This window comes from Actinomadura graeca, assembly GCF_019175365.1.
Lineage (GTDB): Bacteria > Actinomycetota > Actinomycetes > Streptosporangiales > Streptosporangiaceae > Spirillospora > Spirillospora graeca.
On sequence record NZ_CP059572.1, the window covers coordinates 7,190,789 to 7,211,513 of the forward strand.

Here is a 20,725-nt window from a genome sequence, read left to right on the forward strand (position 1 = left end):
CCAGTTCTGGACACTCCATAAGCCGTTCGACGGTACAGCCCATGTCCTGTCGGAGTTCCTTGAGACCGCGTATGTACCTTCGGCGCGCATCCTCTGTGCCGTCGTCCATCGTACGTGCCTCTCGCGTTCCCTCGGGATCCGTGAGTACTCAGCTTGTCCGGTGGTTGGTCGTTTACATCCGCCCGCCGCGCTGCCTAGCTTTATAGCCAGGAAAGTGACACGTGGTCCACCGGTGGAGAAGGGATTCTTGCATACTCGCACGAGATCATTTTTCGGACCGCGGGCATGCCCGCCCATCGGGCTCCAGCTGCGGTCCAAAACCGGGAGGAACCGGCCATTGGTCCTCCATCGGCCGCGCCGACTTCTGTGCCGTGGTGTGTCGTGCCGCGAGGGCGGGACGGATTCCAACACTCGATTGACCCCAGTTTGGATGCCGCTGTTTCCATGGCCCGGCCAAACTGGAGTTCATCGGCGATCGAAGTCGTGCTGACCGGCGGTTCGCACTACGAGAGATGAGGTCGGTCATGGACGTGATGAACGTCGGAAGTTCGAAGTCTTCAAATGGTCAGAAAACGAGCTCCGGCCGCGATCTGGACGGTGAACGCATGGAGTTCGGGTACCACTGGGTGACCGCGGTCGACGTGGAGGGGTTCAGCAGGCTGAGCGTCCTGGACCAGATCGGCGTCCAGGGCGTCCTGCGCCGGGTCCTCGACGAGGCGGCGCTGCGGGCCGCGCTCGACCGTGGATCCTGGTACCGCCAGGCCCGCGGCGACGGGGAACTCGCGGTCCTGCCGAGGAACACCGACGTGCTGGGGCTGGTCGCCGCCTACCCCCTCGAACTCGCCCGCGGGCTGGCGTCGGTGAACGCCGACCGGGGGCCGGGCCCGCGCATCCGGCTGCGCCTGGCCGTCCATCACGGGACCGTCGTCGGAGGCCCGTTCGGGCCGGTCGGCCCGGCGCCGATCCTCGTCTCGCGCCTGGTCGACGCGGACGGCCTGCGCCGGGAACTGAGGGAACGGCGGGCGACGGACCTCGTCTTCGCGCTCTCGTCCGCCGTCTACGCGGAGGTCGTGGAGAGCCGGCTGGGCGCGCTGTCGCCGGAGGCGTTCCACTCGCTCGTCGTCCGGGGAAAGGGGGCGGACCATCTCGCGTACGTGCACGGAGACTGGAGGGGCCTGGCGCGGCTGCGGCCCCCCGCCCCGGACGCGGCCGGGTGGGCGGAGGCGGAGTGCCCGCACGACCGCGACGACGTCTCCGTCCGTGTGCTGCGCTCCCCGCCGACGCGGCCACGCCGGTTCTCCGCCGTGGCCGGGCACTCCTGATCCGCGCGGCCCGTCCGGTGTGCGTGGCGCGTTCGCGCAGGTGGGGGGAGGTTGAAGAGGCGCTCGGGCGAAAAACCGGACGGAGAGTGAAATAAGCGCTGCTCAGCGGTTCCCTAAGTGAGGGTTAAGTGGGTTCTTGTGGGGAGGGGGGCGGCTTAGCGTTGCGGTGTCACATCCAAAGACGGCGGAGGTGCACAGGCGGAGAGCAGAGTGAACGTCGGCTGAGGTTCCGACTGAGGTTCCTGTTTGAGACAGGTTTCTGGCCCGCACGGCCCTGTTGACCCCGCTCGGGGGCCGTGCGGGCCAGAAGCCTTTTTCACGCCCGGGGGAGCGCGCCCAGAAGGAGCAGGCGGAACGCGTCGGCGGTGCCGGTGGCGGCGGTGTCGCCGGTGGCGAGCCGGCGGACGGCGAGGCCGTAGAGCATGGCGACCACGGCCGGGGCGTGCCGGTCGGCGTCGGGGATGCCCAGGTCCGTCAGGACGGCCGCGGCCAGGCGGTCGTAGGCGGCGACGGAGCGGGTCGAGGCGTCGCGGATGCCGGGGTCGCGGGCGGCGTGCAGGTGCAGTTCGAGGTTGGCGACCTGCTCGGGGCCGTGGGCGAACCCCGCCACGGCCCTCTCCACCTGGTCGGCGGCCTGGTCGGGGCCGATGCCCGAGTCGGCGAGGGCGGCCACGTGGGCGGTGATGCGGGCGATCTCGTCGTCGACGAAGGCGCGCAGGGCCTCGCGGAGCAGGTCGTCCTGGCTGGGGAAGTGGTAGGTGAGCGAGCCGAGGGAGACCCCGGCCTCGCGGGCCACGGCGCGGTTGGTCACGGCGCCGATGCCCTGCTCGCCGATGAGGCGGAGGGTGGCCTGGACGATCTGGTCGCGGGCGCTCATCGGTGCACAGTCTTCCCCAGGACGACGGCCGCCGCTATCGTTCGTTCGAACGAACGAGACCGGGAGGCCGCGTGGAGCGGGGACTGGCGGAGCAGGCGGAGGCGCTGGCGGCGGGTGAGGTCTCGGCCGCGGAGCTGGTCGCCGGCGCGCTGGAGGTCATCGGGCGGCGGGCGCCGCTCGGGGCGTTCCGGGTCGTCCGGGAAGAGGCGGCCCTGGCCGAGGCGGCGCGGGCGGACGAGCGGCTGGCCGCGGGGGAACGGCTGCCGCTGCTCGGGGTGCCGGTCGCCATCAAGGACGACACCGACCTCGCGGGGGAGACGACGCCGTTCGCGGTGGCCGGGGCCCACCTGCCCGCCACGCGGGACGCGGAACCGGTGCGGAGGTTGCGGGCGGCGGGCGCGGTCATCGTGGGGAAGACGACGACGTGCGAGGCCGGGCTGTGGCCTTTCAGCGAGTCGCCGGCGTTCGGGGCGGCGCGCAATCCGTGGAACCCGGAGTACACGCCGGGGGGCTCGTCCGGCGGCTCGGCGGCCGCCGTGGCGGCGGGCATGGTCGCGGCGGCGGTGGGGTCGGACGGGGCGGGGTCGATCCGGATCCCGGCGGCGTGGACGGGGCTGGTCGGCATCAAGCCGCAGCGGGGCCGGGTCTCGGCCTATCCGCGGACCGATCCCTTCCACGGCATCACGGTGTGGGGGGCGCTCGCGCGGAGCGTCGGTGACGCCGCGCTCCTGCTGGACGTCCTCGCGGGGAGCCATCCGGACGACGTCCACCAGATCGACCCGCCCGCCCGCCCCTTCGTGGAGGCGGTCCGGAGGGAGCCGCGGAGGCTCCGTGTCGCAGTCTCGTACCGGACGGCGTTCGGCGTCGGTTCGAGGCTCGATCCGGAGATCCGCGTGGCGGTCGAGCGGATCGCGCGCAGGCTCACCGACCTGGGGCACAAGGTGTTCCCGGCCGATCCCGACTACGGGCCCGTGGCGCTCGGGCTGGTCCCGAGGGCGACGGCGGGCGTCGCCGATCTGCTCGACGCGATGCCGGACCCGCGGCCCGACGCCAGGACGCTGGCCGAGGCGAGGATCGGGCGGCTGGCGGGACGGCGGCTGCTTCCCCTGGCCCGGAGGCTGGAACCGTACCTGCACCGGAGGGCCGGGCGTGTCTTCCGGTTCGCGGACGTGGTGCTCACGCCCACGACCGCGCAGCCGCCCCCGAGGGTCGGCGCCTTCGACGGGGCCGGGTACCGGAGGACGCAGGCGGGCGCGGCTGCGGCCTGTCCGTACGCGTGGCCGTGGAACGTCCTCGGGTGGCCGGCCATGAGCGTGCCCGCGGGGTTCACGAAGAGCGGCCTGCCCATCGGCGCGCAGCTCCTGGGGCATGACTCCGACGAGGCCACCCTCATCTCGCTGGCCGCCCAGCTGGAGGCGGTCGAGGGGTGGGTGGGTAGACGGCCCGGGGGGACCGCGGCTGCGCTCGGTGACCCGCGCCCGTGAGCATGTCGCCGTCGACGAGGACCTCGCCGCCCGTGCAGCAGGACGAGTCGTCCGACGCCAGGTAGGCGACAAGGCCCGGCACCTCGGTGTTCTTGCCCGGCCTGCCGAGCGGCAGGGCCATGGTGAGGCCGCGGACGCCGAAGCGCGCGGCCTACCTCGTCCGCAGGCCGTCGAAGAGGAGGGTGAGCATCCGGTCGGCGTACTCGCCCGGATCGGGGGCGCGCTCGGCGGCGACGCCGATGGCGTTGGTGAGGCGGAGGAGATCGCGCGGGTCGATGTCGGGCCTGAGGGCGCCCGCCCGCTGCGCCCGGTCCAGCAGCAGCCCGAGCGCCTCGCAGATCGCCTCCGCGCACGCGCCGAGGCCGGTACCGGGCCAGCGCGCCGACATGGCGTCGATGATCGCGCCGGACGTGCCGCGCGGGCTCGCCGAGCCCGCGAGGTAGAGGCGTAGCCACAGCCCCAGCGCCACCTCGGCCCCGGCCGGGGGCGCCGCCGCGGGGGCCGTCTCCTCCGGTGCCGTGCCGGGCGCGGCCTCGGCCAGGAGTTCGGCGGCGTGGGTGAGCAGGCGGTCGATCTGGTCGCGGAGGACGGCGTGCAGGAGGTCGTCGCGGGTGGGGAAGTGACGGTAGAGGGTGCCGGAGCCGACGCCGGCGCGCTTGGCGATGTCGTCGAGGGACGCGCCGGTGCCGTGCTCCATGAAGGCCGCGCGGGCCGTGTCGACGAGTCGCTCGTAGTTGCGGCGGGCATCGGCTCTCATCGGCCGGGTGTCCATGGGCGCCGTCCAGCGGTGGTGCGGCCGGAGAAACGCGCCCGGACGACCGGGGACGGTCTCCGCTTGTTTCTCGGAGGACTCCATCATGACACCCACCTGGCCGGACGCAATGCCGGCCGCCGCCGGTGCGGTGGTCACGCGGCGGGAGGGCGGGCGGTGAGCGCGTCGCGGGACAGGCGGTCGGCGCGGCGCGTGGTCTCGGGCAGACGGTGGTCGCGCGCGAGGTCCAGGACGGCGCGGCACGCGTCGTCCAGCCCGGCGCGATGGCCCACGGACACGAACACCGGCTTCACGCCGTCCTGGGTGCGCAGGACCCGCCCGACCACCTCGCCGCCTTCGGTCAGCGGGCTCGCGTCGCCGCGCCGGGCGCCGGGCGGCTCGTAGGCGCCGACGAAACCCGTCTTGGCGACGCCGATCGTCGGCAGCCCCGTGAGGACGCCGAGGTGGCAGGCCAGCCCGAACCGGCGGGGGTGCGCGACGCCGTACCCGTCGCAGGCGAGCAGGTCGGGCGTGGTCTCCAGCCCGCGCAGCGCCTCGACGAGCGCGGGCAGCTCCCGGAAGGCGAACAGGCCGGGGACGTAGGGGAACGCGGCGGTGCCCGTGACGACCGACTCCTCCAGGACGTCGAGGGTCGTGGCGTCGAGGACGACCGCGGCGGCGGCCAGGCGCGCGCCGGTGCCGCCGCCGTCGCCCGCGTACGAGACGTCGAGCCCGGCGACCGTGCGCGGCTCCGCGGGGCCCGGCTCGTCCAGGACGAGGAGGGGGCGCAGCCGGTCCTGGATCGCCAGCGCCGCCTCGGGGGTGGCGGGCCACGGGTGCAGGTCGCGAACCTCCATGGACCGGCACGCTACCGCCCCTGGGGCCGGGCCACGTGCCGGGTGCGTGCCCGCTCACACGCGACGCCCTCCGCCGCCCCTCCCGCCACGTCCTGTCGCCGGGACCTCGCGGTTCGCGGGCCCGCGCCTCTCAGGTGTCCTCGTCCCAAGATGGGCGGACGGCCCGTGCGGGTCTGCCCGCACGGGCCGTCCGGTGCACGCCGGGCCTCGCGCCACCCCATTCCCGCCTGGATGGTCGAGCGCTCGGTGGGCCCGGGTGCACATCCCTCGCGCCGCTCCGGGCGCCGTCCGGTCAGCCGATGTAGGAGCTGCCGTTGAGGGGGTTCCGCCAGAGGCGTTGGTCGTCGTTGTCGCCCTTCCAGAGCATGACGGGTTCGAAGCCGGGCAGATCGTATTGCCGGATTCCCAGTTCGGGGTCGAAACTCGTGGCGGCGCCGGAAATCTTTTGCGGTGCCCGCCACTGCCCGTCCCGCCGTTGACTCCACCAGATGTCCTGGTCGCCGTCAACGCCTTTCCATGCGGTCAGGGGCCCGGCGAAGTTCGTGCCTCCCGGGCCGACGGAGCTGTTGGCGCCGGGAAGGGGCTGCGGTCCCGTCCAGGTCCGGCCGTCGTCGTTCAGCCTGTGCCACCAGATGCGCTCATCGCCGCCCACGAAAGCCACCTCCTTTTGCGCGCGGCGACCGGGAGACGCCGCCGGAACCGTCATCGTTCAAGGTGGGCCGCGGTGTGCCGGCCCGGCCGTGCAAGGAGGGGAAACCATGCTTGTTGAAAACAGAATTACTCGCACGGTCCGGCACCGCGGGGTGTCGGCCCGCGGCCTTCCTCACCGACCAGGATCGTACGCGCCGAAGGGCATATCAAGTCTTGACGAAGAGGGCGGGAGTTCCGTCGCAGCTCACCGTGTGACGGGCATTGAAAATGCGGGGTTACGGACCCTGCGGAAAGGATGCCAATTCGACGGCGAGTCAATTATCGGCCTGCTTGGCGCGCGAATGGCGTCGGGTTTCCCGTCAGCCGCCCGGGTGGGCGCCGAAGCGGCGGGCGGGCTCGCCCGCGGCCTGCCCGGCAGCGCGGGCGGGACGCGCCCTGGTCCGTCCGAACTCCAGCGTGAGCAGCGCGGCGGCCAGCCGGCCGATGTCGGACCAGGAGCGGAACACGACGCAGCGCGGCCGGTAGGACGGCCGGAACTTCTTGTCGAACAGGTACAGCGACTCCACCGCGATCAGCGGGTCGAGCAGGTGGAGCGCCCGGTGGCCGATCCGCTCCAGCGCGCCGCGGTCGCGGGAGTCCAGCAGCTCCCGGAACGCGGCGAAGTTCAGCGAGACCACGCCGTGCCCGTGCTCGCCCGCGTACGCGACCATCTCGACGATCAGCCGCTCGTTGACGCCGTTGGGCCCGCCGGGGACGCGGCGCATCGCGTCCAGGCTGATGCCCTCCCCGGCGGTCACGTACCGCTGGAAGGCGATCGGACGGCCGGCCGCGTCGTAGGCGACCGCGACGATCGTGCCGGGATGGTGGCCGGTGAGCAGCTCGTCCAGGTTCATCGAGAAGCCGCGTTCGGCCGCGCCGCCGAGCGAGCGGCACGCCACGTCCAGCAGGTCGGCGCGCAGCCCGGGCGCCAGGTCGCGCTCGGCGACGATCCCCGCCGTGACCCCGGCGTTCGCGGTGCGCCTGACCGCCTGCCGGACGTTGCGCATCGGCCGTCCCGAGAGCGTGAACCCGGCGGGCCGGACGAGGACCTCGTCGCCGTATCCGAACGAGCGCAGCCGCCCCCAGGCGGGGAGCATCCCGGCGCCGGCGCCGAGCGCGGCCGGGCGCCAGCCCGTCCGGCGGCAGCGCGCGAGGAACTCGCCGACGGCGGCCGGCTGCGAGGCCGGGTCGCCGACCGGGTCCCCGCCCGCCACCGCGATGCCGAACAGCACCCGGTAGCCGATCGCGGCGCGCCCGTCCGGGCTGAACACGTACGCCTTGTCGCGGCGCAGCGCGAACGGGGCGAGGGTGTCCGAGCCCGGGTGCGCGACGAGGCGCGCGACCCGGCCGCGCTCGCCGTCATCACCGGGCGGCGGCGCCGGATCGGGTGCGAGCAGCGTCGCCACCAGCACGAGCAGCCCCGCCGTGCCCACGACGCCGAGGGCGCCGGGCAGCCAGGACGCGCCGTCGATGGGCGCCCCGGTGGCGCCGAGGCCGGTCGCCACGTCCCGCCCGGCCGACCGGACCGACACGCCGCCGAGCAGCACCGAGGCGGCCGTCGCGGCGACGACCAGCGCCACGCCCGTGCGCATCGCCGTCCGGACGCGCTCGGGGTGCGGGCGCACCGTGAACCGCTCGCGCCGCGTCCACAGCACCACCAGGACCGCGGCCAGCGGCGGAAGGCGCCACGGCGCGTCCTCGCCCGCGAGGACGGCGAGCGCCCCCATGGTCACCAGCGCGAGCAGCCCGTACCAGGCCGCGCGGCGGCGCAGCAGGACGGCGCGCGCCACCAGCGCGAAGGCCAGGGCGAGCGCGGCGGCGTGCGCCGGGGCGAGCGGGCGGCCCGTGACCAGCTGGGACAGGCGGCCGAGCCAGTGCGGGGAGGGCGCCGCCGGCACGGCGATCAGCGCGGCGACGGCCGCGGTGGCGAGTGCGAGCGGCCAGACGGGCCGCTCCCACCGCCACGCTTCCGCTGGTCGCACGAGGACACCTCCGCCGAGCCCATGACCGTGGTCCTCGGGTGTCCGTTCCCCGGACCGGACGTCGTCCTCTCCCGGTTGGCCCGCGATGACGAAGAGGTGCGCTTTCACCTCTTCGATCATGTCTATTACCCCGTGTCCGGAAGGGACAACCCGTCTTCGCCCCCGATGCCGCGCCATGCGGCGCTACCGTGCTGCCATGAGTGGTTTCCGGCATGTGGTGATGTTCATGTGGGCCGAGGGGACGACGACCGGCCAGCAGGAGGAGGTCGCGGCCCGGCTCGGCGAGCTGCCCGGCGTCATCCCGGAGATCCGGGGGTACAGCCTTGGTGCGGACGCGGGCGTGAACTCCTCGTCCTACGACTTCGCGGTGGTCGCCGACTTCGCCGACCGGGAGGGCTACCTGGCCTATCGCGACCATCCGGCGCACCGCGCGGTGATCGACCACTTCATCACGCCGATCGTGGCCTCGCGTGCGGCGATCCAGTACGAGACGTAGGCGGGCCCTGACCTCTCCCTGAGTCGCCCCTGAACCGTCCCTGACCCGCCTCCGCCGGGCGCGGGATCGTCGTACCGTTGACGGGTGAAGATCTCCGGTCGCCCGCTGCGATGGCGCGGCCCGCTCCTGGACGCGGGCGTGACGCTGGCGGCCGGGACGGTCGTCGCCATGATGATCCACGAGTCGGACGAGAGCCACTCGGTGCCCGCGGACGCCCGCGCGTACGTGATCTGCGTGCTGATGACGCTGCCGCTTCTGCTGCACCGGCGCCGCCCGGTCGCCGCGCTGCTGCTGTCCAGCGCGGGGCTGTTCGTGTACTACTCACTGGGATATCCGGGGATCCCCCGACCGCGCTGCTCGCCGTCCCGTTCTACTCGGCCGTCTACGCGGGCCACACGCGCTGGGCGGTCGGCATCTGTGCCGCCTACTTCAGTGCCGGTTACGTCATCGTCTGCCTGGAGGACCACGAGCCGCTGGAAGCGGCGGCCGTCTTCGTCACCCACACAGCCCTCGCCGTGACCGTGATGCTGCTGGCGGAGGTGGTGCGCAGCCGCCGCGCGCTCGCCGCCGAGACGCGCGAGCGGCTGCGGGCCGCCGTGGAGGAGCGCGACGCGGAGGCCGCCCGGCGGGTGGCGGAGGACCGCGTCCGCATCGCGCGGGAGCTGCACGACACCGTCGCGCACAGCATGGCGACCATCACCGTGCAGGCCGGGAGCGCCCTGCACGTCCTCGGCGACCGGGACGAGGAGTTCCGCCCGGCGCTCGCCGCCATCCGGGAGACCAGCAAACAGGCGCTCAGGGAGATGCGCGCCACGCTCGGCGTGCTGCGGTCCGGCGAGGACGCGGGACGGCACGGGCCCGCGGGGCTGGACCGGCTCCCGGTCCTGCTGGAGGCCGTGCGGTCGTCGGGCGTCCCGGTCGAGCTGCACGTCACCGGCCCCGCGGGGGAGCTCGGCGGCGCCGCAGACCACGCCGCGTACCGGATCCTGCAGGAGTCTTTGACGAACGTCCTGCGGCACGCCGGGACGGACGTCCGGGTCCGCGTGCGCCTGGCCTACACCGGTGACGGCCTCGACCTGGAGGTCGCCGACGACGGCGACGGCCCGTCGAATGGGGACGGCGGGCACGGGCTCACCGGGATGCGCGAGCGGGCGCGCGCTCTGGGCGGCACGCTCAGCGCGGGCGCCGGTCCCTCCGGCGGCTTCCTCGTCCGCGCCCGCCTTCCGGGAGGCGCGGGTCCGGCCGGGGCGGGGCCCGCCGGGGCGGATCCGGCCGGGGCGGCCGTGGGCTTCGCGGAGGTGGCGGGCGGCGCGCCGTGATCCGTGTCGTGCTCGCCGACGACCAGTCGCTCGTCCGCGCGGGGTTCCGGATGCTGCTGGACTCCGCCGACGGCATCGAGGTGGTCGGCGAGGCCGAGCACGGCGGCGAGGCGGTGGCGCTGGCCCGCGGGCTGCGGCCGGACGTGGTGCTGATGGACCTGCGGATGCCCGAGATCGACGGGCTCACCGCGATCGGCCGGATCGCCGCGGACCCGGCGCTCGCCGCGGTGCGGGTGGTGGTGCTCACCACCTACACCGAGGACGAGGACGTCTACCGGGCGCTGCGCGCGGGCGCCGCCGGGTTCCTGGTGAAGGACATCGAGCCCGCCGACCTGCTGCGCGCCGTGCGCGTCGTCGCGGCCGGGGAGTCGCTGCTGGCGCCCGCGGTGACGCGCGCCGTCATCGAGGGGTTCGTCGCGCGGCGGCCGGACCCGGCGCCGGCGGCCGCGCGGGACGCCGCGGGGCCGCTCCGCGTGCTCACCGGACGGGAGCGCGAGGTGGTGCGGCTCGTCGGGCGGGGCCTGTCCAACGAGGAGATCGCCGGTGAGCTCGCGGTCAGCCCCCTCACCGCGAAGACGCACGTGAGCCGGGCCATGGGCAAGCTCGGCGTGCGTGACCGGGTCCGGCTGGTCGTGCTCGCGTACGAGTCGGGGCTGGTCACCCCCGGTTCCGGGCGCTCATGACCTCCTCGCGGAGCTCCTGGGGCGAGGGCGCCTCAAGAAGCCGGGGACCGTGCCTCGTGGGGACGAGGGCCCACCAGGACCGGGTGGACTCGCCGTACCAGACGCGCACTCCCGGGAACTGTTCCTGCAGCCCCCGCGCCGTCGCGGCGCGCAAGGCGGCGGGCGTGGGTTCCTCGCGACCGGCGGCGCCCCGTTGAGCCGTCATGTCGTCCTCCCCCCGAAGTCGTCTCCGGTAACAGCGTCCCCATGGGCCAAAGTGTCACCCCTACTCGGCAAATTGTGACTAAACACACTATGGGGGTTGGGAGCGCCCCACGGTGGGATACCGCGCCGGGCGTACTCCAACCGAAGTATCCGGCCGGCCGGATGACATCGCACGCCGGATGCCCGGCCGCCCCGCGAGAAGGAAGGCTCCAGGGGAACGCATCCGTCCCTTGCTAGCGGCACGTCCGCGAAGGTGGTTTCCCATGACACTGGCCCGGCTCGCCCGGCTCTGCCACCGGAGGCGGCGCCTGACGGTGGCCGCGTGGATCGCGGGCACGATCGCGGTGATCGTCCTCGGCTTCGGCTTCGCGGCCGACCCGCTCAACGACTTCTCCGGCGGCGACTCCGGCTCGGCGAAGGCCGGCCGGCTGCTGGACGACCACTTCCCGAAGCAGAGCGGCGACACCGTCACCCTCGCCGTCCGCGCGGAGGGCGGCGTGCGGGCACCGGACGTCCGGGCGCGCGTGGAGCGGGCGATCGAGCGGATCCGCCGGACCCCGCACGTGTCGTCGGTGACCTCGCCGTACGGCACGCCCGGCCAGATCTCCGCGGACGGGCGGACGGCGTTCGCCACCGCCGCGCTCGACGTCACCGCCGAGGACATGCCCGTCGCCGACGTGAAGGCGCTCCTGGAGGACGTCCGGTCGCGCGGCGGGCCCGTCCGGCTGGAGATGGGCGGCGAGGCGGTGGACGCCGCCGAGACGCCCGGCGGGGGATCGGCCGAGGGCATCGGCGTCCTCGCCGCCGTGGTGATCCTGCTGATCGCGTTCGGGTCGCTGCTGGCGATGGGCCTGCCGATCCTGACGGCGCTGCTCGGCATCGGCTCCGGGCTCGGCCTGGTCGCCCTGCTCGGCCACGTGCTCCCCGCGCCGTCCTTCAGCCCGATCGTCGCGGCGCTCATCGGCCTCGGGGTCGGCATCGACTACGCGCTGTTCATCGTCACCCGGTACCGCGAGGAACTGCACGCCGGGAGCGATCCCGAGGAGGCGACGGTCACCGCCATCACGACCGCCGGACGCGCCGTGCTGTTCGCCGGCACCACGGTCGTGATCGCGCTGATGGGCCTGTTCGTGATGCAGCAGAAGCTGCTCAACGGCGTCGCGGTCGCCGCCGGGCTGGCCGTTCTCATGACGATGCTGGGCGCCGTGACGCTGCTGCCCGCGCTGCTCGGCTTCACCGGGCACGCCATCGACCGGTTCCGGGTGCCGGGCCTCGGCCGCGCCCGCCGGCCGCTCGCCGAGCGCTGGGCGCGGACCGTCCAGCGGCACCCGGTCGTGGCGGGGCTCGCCGCCGCCGCGGTGCTGCTGGTGCTGGCCGCCCCCGCGCTGTCGATGCGGCTGAGCGTGCCGGACTCCAGCACCCAGCCGCACGACACCAGCGGGTACGCCTCCCACCGGATCCTGGCGGAGGGCTTCGGGCCCGGCACCGCCGCGCCCCTGGTGATCGTCACGCAGGGCGGGGACGCCTCGCGCGTCGCCGCCGCGGTCCGCGCGGCCCCGGGCGTCGCGGCCGTCCAGCCTCCGCGGGTCAGCGCGGACGGCGCCGCGTCCATGGTCATGGCCTTCCCGAAGACGGGCGCGCAGGACGAGGAGACGCCGCGCCTCGTCCACAGGCTGCGGGACGAGGTCCTCCCCGCCGCCACCGCCGGGACGGGGGTCACCGCCTACGTCGGCGGCCCGAACGCGGCGTCCATCGACTTCGCCGACGAGGTGGGCGCGCGGCTGCCGTGGCTGATCGCGGTGGTCGTCGGGCTGTCGCTGCTGCTGCTGGTCGCGCTCGTCCGGTCGGTCACCGTGGCGCTGCAGGCCGCCTTGATGAACCTGCTGTCGATCGCGGCGGCGTACGGCGTGCTGACCGCCGTCGTCCAGTGGGGCTGGGCCGGGCGTGCCCTCGGGTTCCCCACGGACATGCCGGTGACCACGTGGGTGCCGCTGATGATGTTCCCGATCCTGTTCGGTCTCTCGATGGACTACGAGGTGTTCCTGGTCTCGCGCATCCGCGAGGTGCACCGGAGCGGCGTCGAGACCCGCGAGGCGGTCGCGGAGGGCCTCGCCCGCACCGCCCGCGTGATCACCGCCGCCGCCGCCATCATGGTGATGGTGTTCCTGTCGGTGCTGCTCGGCGCGGACGTCGCGGTCAAGCAGATCGGGCTCGGGCTCGGCGTGGCGATCCTGATCGACGCGACGATCGTGCGGATGGTGCTCGTCCCGGCGTTGATGGAGCTGTTCGGCGAGGCCAACTGGTGGCTTCCCCGGCCGCTGGCCAGGCTGCTCCCGGCCAGTGGACGTTGATGCCGTCGGACATCACCTTGAGGTGGTGCTCGGCGAGCGCACGCGAGGGCGAGGACCGCCCGGTCACGCCGGGTCATGGCCTCCCGTCCGATACGGGCGCACCATTATGATACGTCTGTATCAGGATGGTGGTGCGAGAGGATCGGGTGGTGCCGAGAACCGCGGATCACGACGCGCGCCGCGCGCAGATCACCGACGGGCTGGTCAGGGTGGCCGGACGGGACGGGCTCCACGCCGTGACCATGCGGTCGGTGGCGGCCGAGGCCGGGGTGTCGCTGCGGCTCGTCCAGTACTACTTCGAGAGCAAGGCGCATCTGATGAACGCGGCGCTCGAACGGCTCGAACGGCTCAGCCGGGAGCGGTGTGCCGCGCGGCTGGCGGCCCTGCCGGAGCCGTCCGCGCGCGCCTACGCCGAGGCGCTGCTGGACGAGGCGCTGCCGACCGATCCGGAGAGCCGCGCGTTCCACCAGGTGTGGACGGCCTACGCCGTCCTGTCGATGACCGACGCCTCGCTCGCCGCCCAGCCGTTCGTCGACGGCCCGCGGCGCCTGGAGGACCGGCTGGCCGAGGTGCTGGACGGCGCGATCCGGCCGGACGCCGATCCGGGCGCCGAGGCCGCGCGGCTGCTCGCGCTCGCCCACGGGCTGGGCACGAGCGTCCTGGTGGGGCAGCGGGGCCCCGGCCAGGCCGCCGACCTGCTGCGCTATCACCTGGACGAGCTGTTCGGCGGCGCCCGGGATACCGTCGCGCCCGCCCGTCCCGGCCGTCCCCGCGCCTGAACCCGCTACGGGGCGGGCGGCAGCTCGTCGCCCGCCTCGGCGGCCTGCGCCAGGCGGGCCCGGAGCGTGCGGACGAGGGTGTCGGACTGCTCGGTGAGGCGCTCGATCGCGGGGACCGCGAGGTCGTCGCGGACGGTGTCGGCGAGCAGCTCGTCGTACTCGTGGGCCTTCTCGGACAGGGCCTCCAGGTGCCGCTGGGCGCGCAGCGCCTCGTCGGCCGCGCGGACGCGGTCGGCGTAGCGCTCCAGCGCCTCGACCCGCCGGGTGACCGCCTCGACGGAGACGTCGAGCTTCTCGCGCAGCGGCCGCAGCGCCGCCTTCACCTCGGGGAGCTCCGCCGCCTCGCCCATCTCCTCCTGCTCGCCGCGCAGCCTCGACTGCCGGGCGAGCACCTGCGCGATCTCCCACTCCTGGCGCGGCAGCGTGACGGAATTGTCGACGGTGTCCAGCAGGCCCTCCCGGTTGACCTCCGAGTCGCGGACGGCGTCGACGGCTCCCTGCGTGCGCACGAGCAGCGCGCGGGCCGGGCCGTCGAAGTCCTCGGGCGTGAGGTAGCGGTCGCGGCGCCGTTCCAGCTCGCGGGCGCGGCGCAGGTCCAGGGAGACCGACGGGGTGCCGAGCGCGACCAGGACGGCGAGCATGCCGAGGCCGACCAGCCACAGGGAGCCGAGCAGCGGTGACCCGATGAGCCCGAGCCCGAGGACGGTGAGCGGCGCCAGCCACAGCAGCGGCCGGCGCCGCGCCACGAGCGTGTCGAGTTCGGCGCGCAGCGTCGGGTCGGCGACCGGTCGGGGCTCCGCGGCGGGGCCGTCCCGCGGGTCGCGGGCGGGCGCGATCCGCCGCCAGTAGGTCCCGATGTGCGTCTCGAACGCGAAGTCGGTGGGCGAGATCTCGATCTCGGTGGGGCCGGCGGGCAGCGGCCAGGAGCCGACCGGATCGCCGCCGCCGGGCCCGGTGAAGCGGACCCACCAGCCGCCCTTGCCGTCGTCGCACCGGTACCGGCCCGGGGCGACGTCGATGCCGACGAAAAACGTACCGATCCCGGGGATGGAATCGCTCCACGCGCCACTGGTCACCGGCGACCTCCGACCAGACTCCTCCGCCGTGCCCTTCAGCCCCTGCACCAGAACTGACGTCCGGGGGACCATAAGAGTTGCAGTACCCACAACCGCCTGGGGGAAGTCCTCCGAGAGGTGTTTGGAATACTCCATGCGTGCGACCGGACGCTTTCCCTTCAGACGTCGACCCCATGGACGACCCGCCCTGGGCGATGCAGATCGTGGTACGCGCGGAGAAGGCGGATCCGCCCAACCACGGTGCCGTGTGCGAGGCAGCGGCGATGGCCGTCGTCCGCCTGCTGACCGATCCGCGTGCGGCCGAGCCGGAGGGAGAGTGGGCCGATGCCGTCCATGAATGGGAGTCGCGTCGTATCCGCAAGGTGACTCGGCGCGCGCGCGGAGTGCGCTGGCCTGAAGCGGAGAAGCTTCCCGGCCTCACGGTCGTCCACGCGGGCGCGGAGGTGCGCGCGTTCGTGCCGGGCCCGATGGCGGACGTAGCGCCGGAGCTGGCGAGGCTCCAGGTCGCGGGCCTCGACCTGGAGGACGGCGAACCCGGGCCGCCGCCGGAGCCGCCGTACGCGGCGATCGCCCTCAACCCGGACGTCACGATGACCACGGGCAAGGCCGCCGCGCAGTGCGGGCACGCGGCCCAGCTGCTGCTGCGCCAGGGGCGCCGCCGCGACGTGGCGGCGTGGATCGCGGGCGGCGCGCGCGTGGCCCTGGCGCGGGACGTCCCATGGCGGGACTGCGTGAAGCGCGCCGCGGTCGCCGTCCGCGACGGCGGTTTCACCGAGGTCCCGCCCGGCACGATGACCGCCATCGCCTGGCTTCCCCGTTGAGGCGCGCCGCCGCCGGACTCCGACGGCGGCACTTGCCGAGATCGCGTACGGCCCCGGCCCTGACCGGCGGGACCGCCGCTGGTCAGCGGCGCGGCAGGCGGTTGATCGCCGAGAGGGCGAACTCCTGCGTCCTGGTCAGCCGGCGGCCCTCTCCGGGACCGGCTCCGGCCGCGTCCGCGCCCGCCGCGCGCCTGGCCCGCGCGTCCGCGGTGAGCTGGGCCTTGGCGCTCAGCCCGTAGGACAGGAACAGCAGGACGACGAAGCCCGCGAGGTACACGAGGTGCTCCAGCAGGCCGCCCCACCGGCCCGTGAGGACGTCCAGGACGGCGAACATCGCGAACCCCGCCATCCAGCCCGCGAGCGGCGGCACGAGCCAGGTGTCCCGGCGGCGCACGAGGGCCGCCGCGGTGACGAGGACGAGCAGGACCTCGACCGCCTTGACGAGGACGAGCAGGCCCACGGCGGGCCCGGACGCGAAGTACCGCTCGAACTCGTCGCGCCGGTCGTCCCACAGCAGCGCAGCCGTCGCGATCCCGGTCACGCCGTAGGCCAGGAGGAACACCCCGACCACGTAGTGGAGGCGGTGCCAGCCCTGGCCGCCCTGGAGCGCGGCGCCGCCCGGCGGCCCGCCGGCGGGAGGGACGGGGCCCGGCTGGACGGGCGGCGACGGCGGCGGGACGGCCGGCTGCACCGGCGCGGGCGCCGCCGGCCCGGCGGACGGGTCCACCATGGTCGCGTCGCCGGGGGCGGGGGATCCGGGTGCCGGGGGATCGGTGCCCGGGGGCTCCGGCAGCCGCTGGTCGGGCCGGGTCCATTCCGGATTCGACCCCGCGCTCACCGTCATCATCGCCCCCATCTTCACGTTCGCCTGTTAGGCGCAAGATATCCCGGATAGGGTCCCCGGCACCCGGGACGCGTGCCCCCTGCCCGCTCGTCCGTCCGGCGCACCCGCGCTGACCTGCCCGAAGTGCTTGCGGTCGGGGCGGGGAGACGGAAGGGTGAGTGTCCGTCGGGCCGCGCGGAGTCCACGAGGAAGACGAGGATGACGCCTGACGATACGGGAACCGCCGCACCTTCGAGGACGCGGATCGAATATCTGGAAGAGCTCGGCGACGAGCTGGCGAAGCGGGGCTTCCGGGTGCGTCTCACCCTGCCCCGCGGCCAGTCGCCGAGCCTGCACGTGATGAACCCGGACGCGTCCGCCCTCACGGAGAACATCCTGGCGGAGCAGGGCGCGGACGGGTGGTGGTACTGGTGGTCGTGGGCCGAGCGCATCGCGACCGCCGACGACGTCGCCGCCGCGGCCGACCGGGTCGCGCTGGTCCTCGCCGCCCGCTGAACGACGTGATCATGCAGCCTGGCGCCGGCCCACTCCGGCGGCCCCCTGCATGATCACGGCTGGGGCGGTCCCCCCGAATGTTGAGGCCCCGAACATAAGCGCCCCCCGCCTCTGACGCCCCTCCCGCCGCGTCCGCAGGACGATCCTCCGCGCCCTCCTCCGCCACTCCCCGGCTGATCTCGCGTTACTAGATTGTTACTGCCCACAACAAACCGGTCGCCCGACACATCTGGCGTATAGGGCAAGGGCGACATAAGTTGCGTGGCACAACATTCCAGCCGCGTCCGCGGCCACCACCCCCCGAAAGGACCCTGGCTATGCGCAAGGGGATCCTCAGCCTCACCGCCCTGTCCGCGGCCGCGGCGCTCGCCCTGACCGCCTGCGGGGACGACTCCGGTGACTCTCAGGGCGCCTCCGGCCCGGTCAAGGGCAAGGTCGGCGTGATCCTGCCCGACACCACGTCCTCCACCCGCTACGAGAGCTTCGACCGGCCCTACCTGGAGCAGGCGTTCAAGGCCGCGGGCGTCCGTTACGACATCCAGAACGCCGAGGGCTCCACCCAGCGCTTCCAGACGATCGCCGACCAGATGATCACCAGTGGCGCGACGGTCCTGGTCGTGGACGGGCTGGACTCCAACTCGGCCGCCGCCGTCCAGCGCAAGGCGCAGTCCCAGGGCGTCAAGACCATCGACTACGACCGGCTGACGCTCGGGGGCGTCGCGGACTACTACGTCTCCTTCGACAACGTGAAGGTCGGCGAGGAACTCGGCAAGGGCCTGCGTGCGTGCCTGGGCGACAAGCCCGCGAACGTCGCCTACCTGAACGGCGCCCCCACCGACAACAACGCGACCCTGTTCGCGCAGGGTGCCCACAGCGTCCTGGACAAGGTCACCGGTTACCGGAAGGTCGCCGAGCAGGCCGTCCCCGACTGGAAGCCCGAGAAGGCCGCGACCATCTTCGAGCAGATGTGGACCGAGCAGAAGGGCCGGATCGACGGCGTCCTCGCGGCCAACGACAACCTCGGCAACGCGGCCGTGTCCATCATCAAGAAGAACGGCGAGGCAGGGAAGGTCGCCGTCACCGGCCAGGACGCGACCCTCCAGGGCCTCCAGAACATCTTGGACGGCACGCAGTGCATGACCGTCTACAAGCCCGTCAAGCAGGAGGCCGAGGCCGCCGCCAAGCTCGCCGTCGCGCTGCTGAAGGGCGAGAAGGGGCAGACCAACGGCACCACCCGCGACCCGCAGGGCAAGCGGGACGTCCCCTCGGTGCTGCTGACCCCCATCGGCGTGAACAAGCAGAACGTCAAGCAGGTCGTGGGCGACGGCTTCGTCAAGGCGTCCGACCTCTGCAAGGGCGCCTACGCCGCCAAGTGCGCGGACGCGGGCGTCCGGTGAGCCCGTCCCACTGAACTCCGTGGCGGGCCCACCCCTGCGCGGGCGGCCGGCACCCCGGCCGCCCGACGGGCCCGTCGCGGGCACCACGCCGACCCTGGAAGGAGACTCGTGGCAGAAAACGGCGACCCCGTCCTCCGCCTGACCGGCCTCAACAAGAGCTTCGGCGCCGTCCACGTGCTGCGCGACGTGGACTTCACCGCGCGGCTCGGCGAGGTGATGGCCCTCGTCGGCGACAACGGCGCCGGCAAGTCCACCCTCATCAAGTGCATCGCCGGAATCCACCCGATCGACTCCGGGAGCGTCGAGTTCGAGGGCCGCCAGGTGCGGATCGGCGGCCCGCGCGACGCCGCCGCCCTCGGCATCGAGGTCGTCTACCAGGACCTCGCCCTCGCCGATAACCTCGACATCGTCCAGAACATGTTCCTCGGCCGCGAGCGGCGCAGGGGCATCGTCCTGGACGAGGCGTCCATGGAGGAGGCGGCCAGGAGCACCCTCGCCCGGCTGTCGGTCCGCACCGTCGCGTCGGTGCGGCAGCAGGTCGCGAGCCTGTCGGGGGGCCAGCGCCAGACCGTCGCCATCGCCAAGGCGGCCCTGTGGGAGTCGAAGGTCGTGATCCTGGACGAGCCGACCGCCGCGCTCGGCGTCGCGCAGACCCGGCAGGTCCTGGACCTCGTCCGCCGCCTCGCCGACACCGGGCACGCGGTCGTGCTCATCTCGCACAACATGAACGACGTGTTCGAGGTCGCCGACCGTGTCACCGCGCTGTACCTCGGACGCGTCGCGGCGGACGTCGCCCGCTCCGAGGTCACCCGCGGCCAGGTCGTGGAGCTCATCACCGCCGGCCGTTCCGGTGATCTCGGCCTCGCGCCGACGACCGCCGCCGAGAGCATCTGAAAGGGGACGCGAGGTGTCCACCGACATCCCCGGGGGCAAGGAGGCGGCGCTCACGCGTCCGCCCGCGGACTTCGCCGCCGACCGCCGCGAGCACGACCTGCGCTCGGCCCTGCTGGACTACCGGAACCGGATCCGCGCCGGGGAGATCGGCGCGCTGCCCGCGGTCCTCGGCCTGATCTCGCTGGTCGCGCTGTTCACCGCGCTGAAGCCCGACACCTTCCTCAGCAAGGGCAACATCGCGAACCTCTCGACGCAGGCACTGCCCATCACCATCCTCGCGATGGGCCTGGTGTTCGTGCTGCTGCTCGGCGAGATCGACCTGTCCGCCGGCGTCGCCAGCGGCGTCTGCGCGGCGGTGATGGCCAAGCTCATCGCCGGCTCGGGACAGCCCTGGTACGTCGCGGTGATCTCGGCGGTGGCGATCGGCATCGTCATCGGCACGCTCATCGGCTGGCTGGTCGCCGTGGTGCGGATCCCGTCGTTCGTCGTCACGCTCGCGCTGTTCCTCGGGCTCCAGGGCGTCACGCTGCGGATGATCGGCGACGGCGGGACGGTGCCCGTCCGCGACGACGTCATCGTCGCCCTCGCCAACAAGAACATGCCGATCTGGCTCGGCTGGGCGCTCGCCGCAGCGTGCGTCACCGGATACACCGGGACGCAGCTGCTGCGCTGGCGGCGCCAGCGCGTCCGCGGGCTCCACTCCCGTCCCCTGGAGCTGGTGCTCGCCCAGTCCGGCCTCGTCGCGCTGGCGCTGCTGGCCGGCACCTACCTGCTCAGCCTGGACCGGGCGCCCAGCCCGCTGGTCACGCTCGGCGGCGTCCCGTGGGGCGTGCCGCTGGTCGGCGCCCTGCTCATCGTCTGCACGTTCGTGCTCGGCCGCACGCCCTACGGGCGGCACATCTACGCGGTCGGCGGGAACGCCGAGGCCGCGCGCCGCGCCGGCATCAACGTCACCCGGATCCGGATCTCCGTCTTCATGATCGCGTCCGGGATGGCCGCGATCAGCGGCATCGTCGCCGCGTCCCGGCTCAACTCCGTCACCACCGACGCGGGCGGCGGCAACACGCTGCTGTACGCGGTCGGCGCGGCCGTCATCGGCGGGACGAGCCTGTTCGGCGGGCGCGGCAAGGCCCGCGACGCGGTGTTCGGCGGCCTCGTCATCGCGATCATCGAGAACGGGCTCGGCCTGCTCGGCACCAAGGCGTACCTGCAGTTCCTCATCACCGGGGCCGTGCTGCTGCTCGCCGCGAGCATCGACGCGCTGGCCAGGCGCCGGCGGACGGCCACGGGCAGGTGAGGCCGTGACCGCGGACCGGGACGGACACCGGCACCCCGGCGGCGGGTGGATCGCCGCCGGCTTGGGACCGCGGGGCGCGGCTGATACGCTCACCACCCACGACCGT

At 73.8% G+C, this 20,725-nt stretch carries 21 protein-coding genes; 12 read left to right on the forward strand and 9 right to left on the reverse strand.

Features of this window, described 5'->3' with window-relative positions; translation table 11 throughout:
* Positions 1-605 precede the first annotated feature (605 nt).
* Positions 606-1,322: a nucleotidyl cyclase domain-containing protein gene (locus AGRA3207_RS31965; RefSeq protein WP_231330845.1), complete on the forward strand. Its 717-nt coding sequence runs from the start codon at positions 606-608 to the stop codon at positions 1,320-1,322.
* Positions 1,323-1,638: 316 nt separating this feature from the next.
* Here AGRA3207_RS31965 and AGRA3207_RS31970 read toward each other — a convergent pair whose 3' ends face one another.
* Entirely contained in the window at positions 1,639-2,199 is a 561-nt protein-coding gene (locus tag AGRA3207_RS31970; protein WP_231330846.1) for a TetR/AcrR family transcriptional regulator, read from the reverse strand.
* A gap of 71 nt (positions 2,200-2,270) precedes the next feature.
* Here AGRA3207_RS31970 and AGRA3207_RS31975 point away from each other — a divergent pair, with 71 nt between their 5' ends.
* Complete coding sequence (locus tag AGRA3207_RS31975; protein WP_231330847.1) at positions 2,271-3,683, forward strand: amidase; 1,413 nt, start codon at positions 2,271-2,273, stop codon at positions 3,681-3,683.
* Here the strand turns inward: AGRA3207_RS31975 and AGRA3207_RS40385 are convergent.
* From AGRA3207_RS40385 to AGRA3207_RS31995, 5 genes are all read right to left on the reverse strand, one after another.
* Positions 3,589-3,804, reverse strand: coding sequence for a hypothetical protein (locus AGRA3207_RS40385; protein WP_420830810.1), 216 nt, complete (start codon positions 3,802-3,804; stop codon positions 3,589-3,591). The two genes, AGRA3207_RS31975 and AGRA3207_RS40385, sit on opposite strands and share 95 nt — an antisense overlap.
* A 30-nt stretch (positions 3,805-3,834) precedes the next feature.
* Positions 3,835-4,440 carry a TetR/AcrR family transcriptional regulator gene (locus AGRA3207_RS31980; RefSeq protein WP_231330848.1) on the reverse strand — a complete coding sequence of 202 codons (606 nt, stop codon included), beginning with the start codon at positions 4,438-4,440 and terminating at the stop codon, positions 3,835-3,837.
* A gap of 149 nt (positions 4,441-4,589) precedes the next feature.
* Positions 4,590-5,291, reverse strand: a complete 702-nt coding sequence (locus tag AGRA3207_RS31985; protein ID WP_231330849.1) for an endonuclease V — start codon at positions 5,289-5,291, stop codon at positions 4,590-4,592.
* A 292-nt stretch (positions 5,292-5,583) separates the two neighbouring features.
* Positions 5,584-5,943 carry a hypothetical protein gene (locus AGRA3207_RS31990; protein ID WP_231330850.1) on the reverse strand — a complete coding sequence of 120 codons (360 nt, stop codon included), beginning with the start codon at positions 5,941-5,943 and terminating at the stop codon, positions 5,584-5,586.
* Between the two features lie 358 nt (positions 5,944-6,301).
* Entirely contained in the window at positions 6,302-7,963 is a 1,662-nt protein-coding gene (locus AGRA3207_RS31995; protein ID WP_231330851.1) for a bifunctional lysylphosphatidylglycerol flippase/synthetase MprF, read from the reverse strand.
* A gap of 196 nt (positions 7,964-8,159) precedes the next feature.
* Between AGRA3207_RS31995 and AGRA3207_RS32000 the strand changes: the two genes are divergently transcribed.
* The 3 genes from AGRA3207_RS32000 (at position 8,160) to AGRA3207_RS32010 (ending at position 10,461) form a co-directional block, all read left to right on the forward strand.
* The gene (locus AGRA3207_RS32000; RefSeq protein WP_231330852.1) at positions 8,160-8,459 is read left to right on the forward strand and encodes a Dabb family protein; all 300 of its coding nucleotides are present in this window, start codon (positions 8,160-8,162) and stop codon (positions 8,457-8,459) included.
* A 524-nt stretch (positions 8,460-8,983) separates the two neighbouring features.
* Entirely contained in the window at positions 8,984-9,778 is a 795-nt protein-coding gene (locus tag AGRA3207_RS32005; RefSeq protein WP_231336456.1) for a sensor histidine kinase, read from the forward strand.
* The gene (locus AGRA3207_RS32010; protein ID WP_231330853.1) at positions 9,775-10,461 is read left to right on the forward strand and encodes a response regulator; all 687 of its coding nucleotides are present in this window, start codon (positions 9,775-9,777) and stop codon (positions 10,459-10,461) included. The genes AGRA3207_RS32005 and AGRA3207_RS32010 overlap by 4 nt, the downstream gene beginning before the upstream one ends.
* Here AGRA3207_RS32010 and AGRA3207_RS32015 read toward each other — a convergent pair.
* On the reverse strand, positions 10,436-10,666 hold the full coding sequence (locus AGRA3207_RS32015) for a hypothetical protein (protein ID WP_231330854.1): 231 nt from the start codon (positions 10,664-10,666) through the stop codon (positions 10,436-10,438). The genes AGRA3207_RS32010 and AGRA3207_RS32015 overlap by 26 nt on opposite strands.
* Before the next feature lie 262 nt (positions 10,667-10,928).
* Between AGRA3207_RS32015 and AGRA3207_RS32020 the strand changes: the two genes are divergently transcribed.
* Positions 10,929-13,016: an MMPL family transporter gene (locus tag AGRA3207_RS32020; RefSeq protein ID WP_231330855.1), complete on the forward strand. Its 2,088-nt coding sequence runs from the start codon at positions 10,929-10,931 to the stop codon at positions 13,014-13,016.
* A gap of 149 nt (positions 13,017-13,165) precedes the next feature.
* Positions 13,166-13,795 (forward strand): TetR/AcrR family transcriptional regulator, encoded by a 630-nt coding sequence (locus AGRA3207_RS32025; protein ID WP_231330856.1) that lies wholly within the window; start codon positions 13,166-13,168, stop codon positions 13,793-13,795.
* 5 nt (positions 13,796-13,800) lie between these two features.
* On the opposite strand, the gene AGRA3207_RS32030 is transcribed toward AGRA3207_RS32025, so the two are convergent.
* Positions 13,801-14,871, reverse strand: a complete 1,071-nt coding sequence (locus AGRA3207_RS32030; RefSeq protein ID WP_231330857.1) for an apolipoprotein A1/A4/E family protein — start codon at positions 14,869-14,871, stop codon at positions 13,801-13,803.
* A gap of 137 nt (positions 14,872-15,008) precedes the next feature.
* On the opposite strand from AGRA3207_RS32030, the gene AGRA3207_RS32035 reads away from it, so the two are divergent.
* Positions 15,009-15,692: a peptidyl-tRNA hydrolase gene (locus AGRA3207_RS32035; protein ID WP_231330858.1), complete on the forward strand. Its 684-nt coding sequence runs from the start codon at positions 15,009-15,011 to the stop codon at positions 15,690-15,692.
* Positions 15,693-15,774: 82 nt separating this feature from the next.
* On the opposite strand, the gene AGRA3207_RS32040 is transcribed toward AGRA3207_RS32035, so the two are convergent.
* Positions 15,775-16,539 carry a hypothetical protein gene (locus AGRA3207_RS32040; RefSeq protein ID WP_231330859.1) on the reverse strand — a complete coding sequence of 255 codons (765 nt, stop codon included), beginning with the start codon at positions 16,537-16,539 and terminating at the stop codon, positions 15,775-15,777.
* Between the two features lie 195 nt (positions 16,540-16,734).
* Here AGRA3207_RS32040 and AGRA3207_RS32045 point away from each other — a divergent pair, with 195 nt between their 5' ends.
* The 4 genes from AGRA3207_RS32045 to AGRA3207_RS32060 all read left to right on the forward strand — a co-directional run bounded on the left by AGRA3207_RS32045 (position 16,735) and on the right by AGRA3207_RS32060 (position 20,619).
* A complete protein-coding gene (locus AGRA3207_RS32045; RefSeq protein WP_067461675.1) occupies positions 16,735-17,031 on the forward strand; it encodes a hypothetical protein in 297 nt (98 codons plus the stop codon).
* Positions 17,032-17,348: 317 nt separating this feature from the next.
* Entirely contained in the window at positions 17,349-18,428 is a 1,080-nt protein-coding gene (locus AGRA3207_RS32050; RefSeq protein WP_231330860.1) for a sugar ABC transporter substrate-binding protein, read from the forward strand.
* A 108-nt stretch (positions 18,429-18,536) separates the two neighbouring features.
* Positions 18,537-19,322 carry an ATP-binding cassette domain-containing protein gene (locus AGRA3207_RS32055; protein ID WP_231330861.1) on the forward strand — a complete coding sequence of 262 codons (786 nt, stop codon included), beginning with the start codon at positions 18,537-18,539 and terminating at the stop codon, positions 19,320-19,322.
* 13 nt (positions 19,323-19,335) lie between these two features.
* Positions 19,336-20,619 (forward strand): sugar ABC transporter permease, encoded by a 1,284-nt coding sequence (locus tag AGRA3207_RS32060; RefSeq protein ID WP_231330862.1) that lies wholly within the window; start codon positions 19,336-19,338, stop codon positions 20,617-20,619.
* Positions 20,620-20,725 lie beyond the last annotated feature (106 nt).

Bases quoted from the DNA above. Each gene is read 5' to 3' on its own strand.
- AGRA3207_RS32050 (WP_231330860.1), top strand. From the start codon at position 17,349: ATGCGCAAGGGGATCCTCAGCCTCACCGCCCTGTCCGCGGCCGCGGCG.
- AGRA3207_RS32000 (WP_231330852.1), top strand. From the start codon at position 8,160: ATGAGTGGTTTCCGGCATGTGGTGATGTTCATGTGGGCCGAGGGGACG.
- AGRA3207_RS32040 (WP_231330859.1), bottom strand. From the start codon at position 16,539: ATGATGACGGTGAGCGCGGGGTCGAATCCGGAATGGACCCGGCCCGAC.
- AGRA3207_RS31985 (WP_231330849.1), bottom strand. From the start codon at position 5,291: ATGGAGGTTCGCGACCTGCACCCGTGGCCCGCCACCCCCGAGGCGGCG.
- AGRA3207_RS32015 (WP_231330854.1), bottom strand. From the start codon at position 10,666: ATGACGGCTCAACGGGGCGCCGCCGGTCGCGAGGAACCCACGCCCGCC.
- AGRA3207_RS31980 (WP_231330848.1), bottom strand. From the start codon at position 4,440: ATGAGAGCCGATGCCCGCCGCAACTACGAGCGACTCGTCGACACGGCC.
- AGRA3207_RS32045 (WP_067461675.1), top strand. From the start codon at position 16,735: ATGACGCCTGACGATACGGGAACCGCCGCACCTTCGAGGACGCGGATC.
- AGRA3207_RS32020 (WP_231330855.1), top strand. From the start codon at position 10,929: ATGACACTGGCCCGGCTCGCCCGGCTCTGCCACCGGAGGCGGCGCCTG.
- AGRA3207_RS32005 (WP_231336456.1), top strand. From the start codon at position 8,984: ATGCTGCTGGCGGAGGTGGTGCGCAGCCGCCGCGCGCTCGCCGCCGAG.
- AGRA3207_RS31970 (WP_231330846.1), bottom strand. From the start codon at position 2,199: ATGAGCGCCCGCGACCAGATCGTCCAGGCCACCCTCCGCCTCATCGGC.
- AGRA3207_RS40385 (WP_420830810.1), bottom strand. From the start codon at position 3,804: ATGGCCCTGCCGCTCGGCAGGCCGGGCAAGAACACCGAGGTGCCGGGC.
- AGRA3207_RS31965 (WP_231330845.1), top strand. From the start codon at position 606: ATGGAGTTCGGGTACCACTGGGTGACCGCGGTCGACGTGGAGGGGTTC.